Origin of the sequence: Bradyrhizobium sp. (assembly GCF_030697065.1) — a bacterium.
In the GTDB taxonomy this organism is placed as follows: Bacteria; Pseudomonadota; Alphaproteobacteria; order Rhizobiales; family Xanthobacteraceae; genus Bradyrhizobium.
In genome coordinates this window covers 1-11834 of the sequence record NZ_JAUYQU010000026.1, presented here as the reverse complement: position 1 = coordinate 11834, position 11834 = coordinate 1, and the positions used below count along the sequence as shown (strand labels likewise).

9 protein-coding genes and 1 pseudogene are annotated in these 11834 nt (G+C 64.2%); 7 read left to right on the top strand and 3 right to left on the bottom strand.

Going from position 1 to position 11834, the window contains the following annotated elements; translation table 11 throughout:
- On the top strand, positions 1–204 hold a 204-nt coding region (locus Q8R73_RS02050), incomplete at its 5' end, for a hypothetical protein (protein WP_305717889.1).
- A 224-nt stretch (positions 205–428) separates the two neighbouring features.
- Here Q8R73_RS02050 and Q8R73_RS02045 read toward each other — a convergent pair.
- Positions 429–4670, bottom strand: a complete 4242-nt coding sequence (locus Q8R73_RS02045; RefSeq protein WP_305717888.1) for a VCBS domain-containing protein — start codon at positions 4668–4670, stop codon at positions 429–431.
- Positions 4671–5137: 467 nt separating this feature from the next.
- On the opposite strand from Q8R73_RS02045, the gene Q8R73_RS02040 reads away from it, so the two are divergent.
- Entirely contained in the window at positions 5138–5509 is a 372-nt protein-coding gene (locus Q8R73_RS02040) for a hypothetical protein (protein ID WP_305717887.1), read from the top strand.
- A gap of 16 nt (positions 5510–5525) precedes the next feature.
- Here the strand turns inward: Q8R73_RS02040 and Q8R73_RS02035 are convergent, their stop codons facing one another.
- Entirely contained in the window at positions 5526–6647 is a 1122-nt protein-coding gene (locus tag Q8R73_RS02035) for a polysaccharide deacetylase family protein (protein ID WP_371126003.1), read from the bottom strand.
- Between the two features lie 158 nt (positions 6648–6805).
- Entirely contained in the window at positions 6806–7600 is a 795-nt protein-coding gene (locus Q8R73_RS02030; protein ID WP_305717885.1) for a polysaccharide deacetylase family protein, read from the bottom strand.
- 105 nt (positions 7601–7705) lie between these two features.
- Between Q8R73_RS02030 and mgtE the strand changes: the two genes are divergently transcribed.
- From mgtE to Q8R73_RS02005, 5 genes and pseudogenes are all read left to right on the top strand, one after another.
- Positions 7706–9127, top strand: coding sequence for a magnesium transporter (mgtE, locus tag Q8R73_RS02025; RefSeq protein WP_305717884.1), 1422 nt, complete (start codon positions 7706–7708; stop codon positions 9125–9127).
- 75 nt (positions 9128–9202) lie between these two features.
- Positions 9203–9505 (top strand): DNA-binding transcriptional regulator, encoded by a 303-nt coding sequence (locus Q8R73_RS02020; RefSeq protein ID WP_305717883.1) that lies wholly within the window; start codon positions 9203–9205, stop codon positions 9503–9505.
- A gap of 93 nt (positions 9506–9598) precedes the next feature.
- Positions 9599–10417, top strand: a complete 819-nt coding sequence (locus Q8R73_RS02015) for an aldo/keto reductase (protein WP_305717882.1) — start codon at positions 9599–9601, stop codon at positions 10415–10417.
- A 114-nt stretch (positions 10418–10531) separates the two neighbouring features.
- Positions 10532–11401, top strand: coding sequence for a hypothetical protein (locus Q8R73_RS02010; RefSeq protein ID WP_305717881.1), 870 nt, complete (start codon positions 10532–10534; stop codon positions 11399–11401).
- 164 nt (positions 11402–11565) lie between these two features.
- Positions 11566–11834, top strand: a pseudogene (locus Q8R73_RS02005) (hypothetical protein); the annotation flags it as partial.

Genomic DNA, 11834 nt, shown 5'->3' with positions numbered 1-11834 from the left:
GGCGGCTGGCTGGCACGCAGCGGACTCGTCCCACTGGGCTACCTCGGCGACGCCGCCAAGACCGCTTCGAGCGCGGGCAGGATCGGCATCAACCGGTTTCGAGCTGGAATTCTTGTACTGACGGAAGGCCAGCCAGCCGGGATGGATCAGGCGCAGCTGCGGCCCATAGTTGCATCGAACAGGCAAGCGAAGAATCCAGCTTAGAAACCGACCATCTCAGTAGGGGGTGCGGGCGCTGCCGAAAATACCATTCTGTTTCAAAGCGAAAAAAAGTCCCCCACCTTTGCGTAAGTATATGGTTTCTAGTGTTTCTTTCACATCCTCCGAGCGCACCAGGATTACCTTCCAATCCCGAGATACCGGCCCGGAGCCGGTTTCGAACGGCCAAACGAATTCCTGCGCCGCAGGAATGACCTCAAGGCCGGCGATCAGGCCACCAGAAGATAATCGGCAGTACCGTGAATGGTGACCGTGACGACCTGGCTTGCGGTGCCATCGGACGACATCGCAAGGAAGCTGTCGGTGAGGGCGTCGTTGGCGTCGAGTTCCTGGATCGCGATCTGGGTGTTGTCGGCGGTGTAATCCCAGGTGCCGTCTGCGGTGAGCGAGAAGCTGCCGTAGCCGTTATTGCCGGCGGTGCTGCTTTGGGCAGCGAAATAGAACTGGCCGGCGTCGGCATCGGCGATGGTGAGTTGGCCGGTGGTATTGATGTGGTCCGCGTTATCGACCGCGACGTCTTCGGTGACGTCACCAGTGGTGACGCCGGCGATGATCGGTATGTCGTTGGTGCCGTGAATGGTGACGGTGACGATCTGGCTTGCGGTACCGTCGGAAGAAAGCGCGGTGAAGCTGTCGGTGAGAGTGTCGTTGGCGCCGAGTTGCTGAATTGCAGTCTGGGTGTTGTCGGCGGTGTAATCCCAAGTGCCGTCGGCGGCGAGTGTGAAACTGCCGTAGCTGCCGGCGGTGCCGGTCTGGGCAATGAAGTTGGATTGGCCGGCATCGGCATCGGCGATGGTGAGCAGACCCGCGGTGTTGATGTAGTTCGCATTATCGACCGCGACGTCTTCGGTGACGTCACCGGTGGCCACGCCGGCAATGGTCGGTATGTCGTTGCTGCCGGTGATGGTGACGACGAACGTCTGCGGCGTCATTCCGCCATCGAGATCGTTGACCGCGACCGTGTAGGTCAGGGTCAGGGTATCGCCGACGCCGAGATAGTCGAATGCCGTGGATGCGGCGACGAAGCCGAGGCTGAGCGAGCCGACCGACGAACCGGCGTTCTTGGTGACGGTTCCCGGCGTCATCAGCGCGATCAGGGCGGTCTGGTCCAGCAGAAGGCCCGTTGTTGCGCCGCTTGCGACCGCCTGCGTCACCTGGGCGGTGTGGCCGATATCGGTCAGATCGACATCGGTGAAGGTGACGGCAATGGTGGCGGTGAGGGCGCTGATGTCGGTCTGCTCGACCAGATTTTGTTGGGCGATCGCATCGACAACCGGCGCGTCGTTGGTGCCGGTGATGGTGACTTCGATGATGCGATCGATGGTGCCGCCGTTGCCGTCGTCCAGCGTGATGGTGAACTGCTCGACCTTGATCTGGTCCCTGGCGAGGTATTCGACCGCCGAGGCCGGCACGCTGTAGGTCCAACTCACCACGCCGCCGAGACCGGAGCCGGTGGTGTCCGTGGTGACGCTGGCGGTCAGCGCGCCGAGCGCTCCGGACGAGGCCACGATGTTCTGGCCGATGACGTGGGTATCGGTGAGATCGACATCGGTGAACGCGATGGTCCCGGTGTCGGTCAGGTTGCCGGTCGGCGCGACGGCCTCGGTCACTGCGCCAGCGAGGTCCGCCGTGGCGACGACCGGCACATCATTGCTGCCGGTGATGGTGACCACGAAGGTCTGCGGCGTGGTGCCGCCGTCATGGTCGTCGATCGCGACGGTATAGGTCAGGGTCAGGACTTCGCCGTCGGCGAGATAATCGAACGCCGTGGAAGCGGCGGCAAAGCCGAGGCTGAGCGAGCCGGCCGACGAACCCGCGTTCTTGATGACGGTCCCGACATCGATCAGCCCGATCAGGTCGGCCGGGCTCAGCGCCAGCCCCGTGGTCACGCCGCTCGCGACCGCTTGCGTCACCTGCGCGGTGTGGCCGACATCGGTCAGATCGACGTCGGTGAAGGTCACCGCAATGGTGGCGGTGAGGGCGCTGGTGTCGGTCTGCTCGACCAGATTCTCTTGCGCGATGGCACTGATCGCAGGGGCATCGTTGGTGCCGGTCACTGTCACCGTGATCGGCGTGGTGACCACGCCGCCCTGGCCGTCATTGACGGTGGCGGTATAGGTCAGCACCAGCGTCTCGCCGACGGCGAGGAAATCGAACTGGTTGTCGGCGAGATCGTACGACCATGTAACAGACCCGTTATTGGCATTGGTCGGCGACGGATCCAGCGTCAGCGCGATGGCCAGGGCGTTGAGCTGCGCCGGCGTCAGGGTCAGCGGGGTGGTGCCGTTAGCCGCCGTGTAGCTGTAGCCGGAGAACGGCGCCGAAATCGCCGGACGGTCCGTCAGATCGACATCGGTAAAGGTGATGGTGCCGCCGGCATGATCGGGACTGGCGCTGTTGGTGGCTCCGGGTAACTCGACAAAACCATCGCTCGTTGCCGTGATGGTCGGGATATCGTTGGTGCCCTGGACCGACACCGTCAGCGTCAGCGGGACGACAACGATTCCGCCATGGCCGTCATCGACGGTGGCGTGATAGGTCAGGACCAGGGTTTCGCCGGCGGCGATGAAGTCGAAATTGCTGTCGGCGACGTCATACGACCAGGCCACGGAACCGTTGTTGGTATTGCCCTGCGCCGGCGTCAGCGTCAGCGTGGCCGCGAGCGCGGCCAGCTGCGCCGGTGTCAAGGTGAGCGGCGCGCCGTTGGCGTCGGTATAGACATAGTTCGCGAACGGCGCGGTCACGGTCGGCCGGTCCGTCAGGTCGACATCCGCGAAGGTAATCACGCCCTCGGCATGATTGATCTCGGGGTTGTTGGTCCCATCCAGTTCGATGATGCCCGAACCGGTGGCAGCCACCGTCGGCAGATCGTTGGTGCCGGTGATCGTGATCTTGAACGGTTTGAAGACGACCGTGTTGTATTCGCTGTAATTGGTGTCGACCCGCGCCATGTAGATCAGGGTCAGCGTTTCGCCTTCGGCCAGGAAGTCGAGCGCCTTGTCCTGGACGCTGTAGGTCCAGGTGGCGTCGCCGACATTGGTATTGCCGGCATCGGGGACCACCGTAAGCGGTACCTGGACAGCCTGTATCGCCGCCAGCTGTTCCAGCGTCAGCGACGACGTGACGATGGTCTCCTGCTGCGCGTCGCGGTAGACGAATGAATTGAACTTGGCCGTTACCGTCGGGCGGTCGCCGGGGTTGATGGCGTCGAAATGAATTCCGCCGGTCACCGTGTCCAGCGCGGTATTGCCGGTCGTCAGAAGCCGTTCGGTGAACTGGCTGCTGGAGGCGAGAAGGTCCGGCGGAAGGTTGATATAGAATCGATTGTTGCCGCCGCTGGGGGGCGAGGGTGTCAGCGGTTCAAGCACCAGGACGATGCGGATGATCTGGACCTGATCCATCGGCGTGCCGTCGGGCAGCTTGGGCTGGAACGACTGCGGCGTGAGGGTATCGAGCGGCGGAATGCCGATGTATTTCGGATTGGCGTCGGTAAACTTGATCGAGAAAATTTCGTTGATCAGGTTTTGCACATTGGCGGGAATATCGGCCGATGGGAAAAACGTCACGACGCCCAGGCCGTTGACGACGGTTTTCGTTCCAGCCTGGTTCACCGTCGCGATCGGCTGCTGCGTCTGCTTGTCGTACAGGACATATTCGCCCGTCTCGCCATTCGGCTCGACAAGGACGCGGAACGAAACCGGCGGCGCCAGGCCGGGCTGGTAGATGTCGAAGTCGATCTCCACCAGAACCGCCGTGCCGCGAATGCCCATGGTGGCGGTCGGGGTGTCGACCTTCATGTCGCCGGTTTTCGCGGTCGCCCCGGCGACGAACGAGATGGTCCCCTGCACCAGCGTCAGCAACGAGGCGTTGTTCGACCCGGTCGGGTTGTAGATCATCTCGTTCAGCACCATCCTCGCATTCGAGGAGAGCCCGAACACGGTGCCGTCCATGAAGGTGATGCCAAGCGAGGAATCGGATCCGGACTGGACCACGTCGCCCTTGTGGACGTTGTCGCCCATGTTCAGGGTGATCGAAACGCCGTTGCGAATCGCGGTCGCGCTGCCGGTGAGCTTGGTGACCTGGCCGATGATTTTGGCAGGCGCGATATTGCCGCCGGCCTGCGCGTAGTCGACCTGGCCGGCGAGCGCCTCGACGGTGTCGCCGGACAGGCTGGCGCCGTCAGGGGAGGCCAGCGCCGCCCGGCTGTCGCCGCGGAAGTAATCGCGCGCCACGAATTCGTGGCCGTTCTTCGACAGCACCAGATCCAGGCCGGACCGCTTGTAGTCGCCCGAAAACAGCAGTTCGGCGTCCGGAACGACGATCGCGTCCGGCCCGCCGCTCCCGAGGGAATGGCCCCGCGCGTGGACATCGACGGAAAAGGATTCGCCCGCCCCGGAAAACGCACGTGGGGCGCCGAACGATCCGGAATCGAATTTTTCAACGAAATTCAAATGGCCATCGCAAAGGTTAAGTTAATAGAACTGGTCGCCAATATCGCATCAAAGGCGCTTCGCCAATATCGCACCAAACGCGCTTCTTAGCACAAGTAATACCATGTTAACATTACCAAAAAAACGGCAATAATGGGCTCGGGCCGCTGGAATTACCCCCTGTCCACGGGGTTGCGCCGCGAAATTCCCGCGAAGATTGCAAAGGAGAGGCGGGCCGCCCGAGGCGAATGATGGCAGGCCGAGGCCGACGCGCCCATGCTGACCGCGGCGAAAGCCGGCAACGCAAATGAAAGGATACGCCGTCATCCGGGCGATAACCGGTGCCGAACGGCCTGTCCGTTACCTGGAAGTAACAAGGTCGGCGTACACCGACGCCAGCGCGACCCACGCCAGCGATGCCAGCCGCGGGCGGCCGCCTCGAATCGCATTCGCTCAAATGCCTGGCTGACGATCGATCGGAGATACGCATGAAAGTTCTGGGATACATCTACCGGGTCGTCTCCAATTTCGCTTTTCTGGCGTTGGTCTATTACAGCCTGAATTTCATGGAGAAGTACAATCAGCGCGCCATCGTCGCGATCCTGGTGCTGGTCTATGCCACGATGCGCACGGTATCGGCGCTGCGCTCGTTCTATTTCTTCCAGAAGATCGAGCGGCTCGAGCTCGAGGCACGCCGCCTTGCCGCCGTGGCCGGGGAGGCCGGCGCCGCCGCCCAGCGCAGGCAAGTCGTCAGCGACGTGGCGGTGCTGCGACGCGACGGCGAGATGAAGTCCTATATCGACCTGTTTTTTCTCGCCATGGTCGTGCTGCTGTGCATCGCCAAGATCGTGACGAACTGAGCCGTCAAACGCTTCCTTACCTGACCTGGACCAGGCGCTTCAGCACCGGCCGGCCGGATTGCGCCACACGCCCGGTGGCGCGGCCGGCTGCGTGGGTTGCCTTCGCCGGCCGGGGCCGATCCCTGAACTCGAAAACGCTCGGTGCCGGCACCGGCAGGGCATTGACGGCGTTCAGCAGCGGCGGCACTTGCCGGGGCCAGGGCGCCTGCCGCGGCGTCGGCATGGCGCCCGCAGGGCTGGTGGCGTGATCGGACGACGTCAGCCATTCGTCATTCCAGTATGAATCCGACAGCCATGGCGCGGGCAGCATCGCGCGCTCGGCGAAAACGAATCTGGGAATTTGCGGCCAATGCGGGGCTGCCACGTTTTCATGCCGTGAACGCGTGCGCCATTGCTGCGGTTCGGTCGACGTCGCGGCCAGTTCGGCCGTGGCCGGCACCACGTGGACGATGCGATAGCCTCGCGCCTTCATCTCATGCAGGATTTTGGGCAGGGCAGCGACCGTTCGCGCCTGGATGTCGTGCAGCAGCAGGATGCCCTTTCCCCTGGCCTCCAGCCGTTTCATCGCGACTTCGTAAACCCGCGACGAGGAAACGGGCCGCCAGTCGTCGGCCGGGAAATCCGCGCTCCAGACCTGGGCGCCCTTCGAGGCGGCATGTTGCTCGATGCCTTCGGCGCGCGCGAGACCGGGCACGCGAAAGAACGGGGCCGGCGCCGTGCCGTCTCCGAGCGCCGCTGATATCGCCGCAATGCCCTCGTCGATCTCCTGCTGGACCCGTTCGATCGGCAACAGATGCATGCCGGGCGGATGATTCTGGGTGTGGGTCGCGACGGTGTGGCCTGCGTCGCGCACCTTGCGGACGCCTTCCGGATTGGCCTGGGCCTGACGGCCGACCAGGAAGAAGGTCGCCTTCACGCATTGAGACGCCAGGATTTCCAGGATCCGGTTGCTGTACTTCGGCAGCGGGCCGTCGTCGAAGGTCAGCACCACTTCGCCGGCCGCGAGCGGCAGCGTTTCGGCATATTGCATGGCGCCGATGCGTGGATGCTCGCGGGGATCGACCACCAGGGTTCGTGACGTGCCGAGCGCATCGGGGTTGCCGGGGCAATCGGCGGCCAGGGCAGCCTGTGCGGTCATGCCGGCGAACAATCCCAGGCAAACGACGATCCGGCGCCGGATTCGGACCGTAACCAACTCATTACCAATCATGCAACACCGCAATTCCCATTCATGCAAAACTACCGCCGCGCTGTGAACGCGGGCTTAATTGCCCGATTTTTGAGGATGGTTCCAGTCTAGGGGACTCGGGCGACGCCGGGGCCGCCTGGCGCGGGCACCAGATGCACCACACGATAGTGATTGTCCCTGAGATAGCGCAGAAAGGCCGGCAGCATGGCCGCGGTTTGCGCCTTGGGATCGTGCAGCAGGATGATGCCCTTGCCGGCAATCCTGAGCCGGTCGGTCAGCAGCTTCAATTGCGCCTGCGGGGTCATGGGCTCCCAGTCGCTCGCCCAAAGGTCGGCGCCGAACACCGCGATTCCGCGTGACTGCAGCCGCTCCAGCAGGTGAGGGGTGCTTTCAAAGTAGGGAAACCGGAAGAACGGCGTGCTCGGGATCGTGGTTGCGACTCCGTGAAGCGCCTTTTCATCCGCGGCAATGCCCTTGTCGATCTCGGCTTCGGCATCCGCCGGCTTCATGTATTTGAGGTTGTGATGCGACCAGGTGTGATGCCCGATGGTATGGCCCTGGGCTGCGAGACGCCGGACCAGCGCCGGATGCTCCGAGGCCGGCTTGCCGATCAGGAAGAACGTCGCGCGCACGCATTCCTGCGCCAGCGCGGCCAGCACCCGCGAAGTCGTCGCCGGCCACGGGCCGTCGTCGAAGGTCAGCACGACCTCGCGGTCCGCCAGCGGCAGGGTCTGCGGAAAGCTCTTCAGGCCAACCCGTGGCGTGGCCGCGGGATCGACGGCAAGAATGCGTGAGGTTCCGAGCGTTCCGGGGCGCGGGCAGTCCGCCGCCTGCGCCGCCGCGGTCCACGCCACCGAGGCGACAAGGGCAATTCTCAACAGCCTGGTCACTTCCAAGGTCATTTCTGTTCGGGTGGATTTGTCGTTGCGCTGGGTGATGCCGATTGGCTAATGCGTCAAGCGATAACTCGGACAGTTCATCAACCCTGTCAAACGGTGAGGCGCGCTATGGCTCAAGCTACGGACGTTGCCGAGGCCGCCGATGCGTCGTGGCTCGACCGTCACCCGATGCGCGATGACAATGGCGGGATTCGTCACGAATTTGTCGCGGACATGGCGCGCGCGGTTCAAGCTGGCGATGCCGCATTTTTGCGCAGCATCGTCGCCGAACTCCATGAAGCCGATCTCGGCGACCTGATCGAGGCGCTGGAACCCGACGACCGCGTCAGCCTCGTCGAGTTGACCGGCGCCGATTTCGATTTTTCGGCGCTCAACGAGGTCGACGACTCCGTCCGCGAGGAAATCCTCGAGGAACTCGAACCCGAGACGGTTGCGGAGGGCGTTCGCGAACTGGAGTCCGACGACGCCGTCGAATTGCTCGAAGGCCTCGACGAGGAGGACCAGGAAGAGATCCTCGACAGACTGTCGCCATCGGAGCGTGACGCGCTCGAGCGCAGCCTCGACTACCCGGAAAACTCCGCCGGCCGGCGGATGCAGACCGAGTTCATCGCCGTGCCGCCGGACTGGACCGTGGGACAGGCGATCGACTACATGCGCGACACCCCCGATCTGCCCGACCGGTTCTACGAAATCTACTCGGTCGACGGCGCGCAGCACTGGCAGGGCGCGGTGTCGCTGGACGTCCTGCTGCGCTCGCGCCGCCCGGTGCCGCTGGCCGACCTGATTGACGAGGACCGCCGCCGCGTCTCGGTGATGGACGATCAGGAGGAAGTGGCGCGGCTGTTCGGCAAGTACAATCTGGTGGCGGCTCCCGTCGTCGATACCGAGAACCGGCTGGTCGGCGTCATCACCATCGACGACGTGGTCGACGTGATCGAGGAAGAGGCCGACGAGGACCTCAAGGCGCTGGGCGGCGTCACCTCGGGCGAAGAACTGTCCGACGACGTCTGGACCATCGCCAGGGGCCGCTTCAACTGGCTGCTGGTCAATCTCGCCACCGCCTTCCTGGCGTCCTCGGTGCTCGGTCTGTTCGAGGGCCAGCTCGAACAGATGGTGGCGCTGGCGGTGCTGGCGCCGATCGTCGCCAGCCAGGGCGGCAATGCCGCGACCCAGACCATGACGGTGGCGGTGCGGGCGCTGGCGACCCGCGAACTCGGTCCCCACAATGCACGTCGCGTGGTCCTGCGCGAAGGCCTGGTCGGGCTCGTCAACGGCCTCGCCTTTGCCGTGATTGCCGGCGTTGCCGCTGTGGCCTGGTTCAAGATTCCGGCGCTCGGGGTCGTGATCGGACTCGCCATGCTGTGCAACCTGGTCTTCGGCGCGCTCGGCGGCATTCTGATTCCGATGGTGCTGGAGCGGGTACGGGCCGATCCGGCGGTGGCGTCCGGCACCTTCGTCACCACCGTGACCGACGTGGTCGGTTTTTTCTCGTTTCTCGGCATTGCCACCCTATGGTTCGGGCTGAAGTGATCGGGTGCTGATCGCCGGGTTATCGTTAAGCGAGGTTTAACGCGCATCGCCGACACTTACCGCCTGGAGCAGGACATGCAGCGGTTGCGGCTGAAAGCGGACGGACGGATCGTCGAACTGCGGGACGGGCAGGAGTTTCCGCTCGCGCCCGCAGCGCCGGCTGCCTCGGCAGCAATAGCCGCGCCACCGGCGGTGCGCGACCTTCGGCGGCGGGCGCGGTTGACGCAGCTGGAATTTGCCGCCCGTCTAGGGGTGCCGGTCGAGACCATCAGAAACTGGGAGCAGGGCAAACGGATGCCGCGCGGACCGGCGAGGGCGCTGCTCGCCGTCATCGCCCACGCGCCGGAGACCGTGTTTGCCGCCTTGGCCCGGGCCTAGCACCGTCGCCCATGGACCGGAATCCGCTGCGACCATGTTGGCAGCACCCCGCGCAGGGAACATAATGGACCTCGATCTGCTTGAGCAAGTGCGATGCAATTGATCCAAGCCAACGGCGCCAGCATCCCCGCGATCGGGCTCGGCACCTGGGAGTTGCGCGGGCGAACCTGCGCGCGGCTGGTGGAGCAGGCGCTCCGACTGGGCTATCGCCATATCGATACCGCACAGGTCTACGAGAACGAGCGCGAAGTCGGCGAGGGCCTGCGCGCGTCCCGGGTCCGGCGCGAAGACGTGTTCGTGACCACCAAGATCTGGACCACCCATTTCGCGCCGCACGATCTCGAACGGTCGACCAAGGAAAGCCTGACGAAACTGCGGCTGTTCGAAGTCGACCTGTTGTTGTTGCACTGGCCCAATCCGCAGGTGCCGCTGGCGGAGACGATGGGCGCGCTGGCGCATGTCAAGAAGCTCGGCATGGCGAAGCATATCGGCGTCTCGAACTTCACCGTCGCCTTGATCGACGAGGCCGTCGCTGCTTGCCCGGAGCCGCTGGCCTGCGATCAGGTCGAATACCATCCCTATCTCGATCAGGCCAAGGTGAAGGACGCCTGCGCCCGTCATGGCATGGCCGTCGTCGCCTATAGTCCGGTGGCGCGGGGCCGCATCCGGGGCGACGAGACCCTGACCAGGATCGGGCAGGCGCACGGCAAGACCGCGGCGCAGATTTGCCTGCGCTGGCTGGTGCAGCAGAATGTCGCCGCGATCCCGCGGAGCACGAAGATCGAGCGGCTATCGGAAAACATCGATATTTTCGACTTCGTGCTGTCCGACGACGAGATGGGCCAGATCTTCGCGATGGCCAAGCCCAATGGCCGGATGACCGATTACGCCTTCGCGCCGAAATGGGATTGAGACGGCTGCAGCGCTTGCTATTCTGGCGAACGCGCATGTTCCGCCGAGGCAGTTGCGACGGAACAGGCTCGGGCTATAAGCCAAGCTTGGACAAGCCGCAGGTGATCCCGTCAGGTGGAACCAGGTCAAGCCATACGCACAGGCATCGCGGCGTCAGCGATCGCACATCTTTCGGTGCTGGTGCTGGTGCTGCTGTTCAGCGACGTGCATCCGTTCGGCTCGGCGACCGCCGACCCGATCGCAGTCGATATCGTGACCTCGGAAGAGGTCGCGGAGAAGATGCCGGAGCCGGTCCCGGCGCCGGAGACCAGGCCTGCCTTCGACCTTCTCAAGCCAACCCCGCCCAACTTATCGGACGCGGCACCAGCGCCGGCGTCGGCCTCCACCCCGCCGGCCTCGCCCCCGCCGGCGTCCACACCGCCGGCGTCCGCACCGCAGACGGCCTCTCGAAAGGCCGCACCTCCGCCTGCGCCTCCGCCGTCTCCCGCCAGCCAGGCGGCACCGCCGCCGCCGTCGGCACCGCCGCCGCCAGCCTACGCTGCTCCCCAGCCTGATCTTTCGATTAAATACAATGTGATGCTCGGGCTGCCGCCGGCTATGTCGCCGGATCTGCCGCCGGCCGCCCGGTCGGGCGACAGGCGCGGCGAACCCTTCGACGGTCCCGCGTCCACCGCGGCGGACATCGCGTCCAGCCTGGTCGCGGAATTTAGGCGAAAACTCAGGACATGTTCGAAACTGCCGCCGTCAATCGCACCTTCGGACAGGCTCAAGATCAAATTGCGGGTCTTCATGACGCTCGAAGCGAGGCTGGCGGCGGAGCCAGTCCTGATCGAGGCCAGCGCGTCGCCCAAGGGGCCGGCCCTGATGCAGGCCGCGATCGGCGCGCTGCAGGGTTGCCAGCCCTACGCGATGCTGCCGTCGGACCGGTACGGGGAATGGAAAGTGCTCGACCTCAGCTTCACGCCGCAGGATTTCGCGGGCTGACCCGAACGCCGACTCCGCTGTCCGACACCCGCGACCGCAGATCGCAGCTCATTGTCCGAACATTAATCATGCATAGCAATGGAACCGGTTCCATCGATCCGATTTCCGGTTTGTTTCGTTGAGTGTTGCGATGTTTTGCGCAGAAACAAATTTGGAGCATTGAGATGGCCGGGCAGGGCAAGGCGAGCTTGATCGATCTGGTCGCTTTTGCGGAAGCCCTCGCCAGAGAACCGCACGGCGCGCTCAAGCGAACCCTTGAAGCGGTTCGGCAACACCTGGGAATGCAGGTCGCTTACGTCTCCGAATTCACCGGGGACCTGACGGTTTTTCGCGAAGTGGATGCGCCGGGACTGGAGGCGCTGATCAAGGTCGGCGATTCCCGCTCGCTGGAGGACGTCTACTGCCGGCACATTCTTGAAGGGCGGCTGCCTGA

Excerpts from the sequence above, each read along its gene's own strand:
- Q8R73_RS02040 (WP_305717887.1), top strand. The coding sequence starts at position 5,138 with ATGAAAGTTCTGGGATACATCTACCGGGTCGTCTCCAATTTCGCTTTT.
- Q8R73_RS02035 (WP_371126003.1), bottom strand. The coding sequence starts at position 6,647 with ATGACCGCACAGGCTGCCCTGGCCGCCGATTGCCCCGGCAACCCCGAT.
- Q8R73_RS02030 (WP_305717885.1), bottom strand. The coding sequence starts at position 7,600 with ATGACCTTGGAAGTGACCAGGCTGTTGAGAATTGCCCTTGTCGCCTCG.
- mgtE (WP_305717884.1), top strand. The coding sequence starts at position 7,706 with ATGGCTCAAGCTACGGACGTTGCCGAGGCCGCCGATGCGTCGTGGCTC.
- Q8R73_RS02020 (WP_305717883.1), top strand. The coding sequence starts at position 9,203 with ATGCAGCGGTTGCGGCTGAAAGCGGACGGACGGATCGTCGAACTGCGG.
- Q8R73_RS02015 (WP_305717882.1), top strand. The coding sequence starts at position 9,599 with ATGCAATTGATCCAAGCCAACGGCGCCAGCATCCCCGCGATCGGGCTC.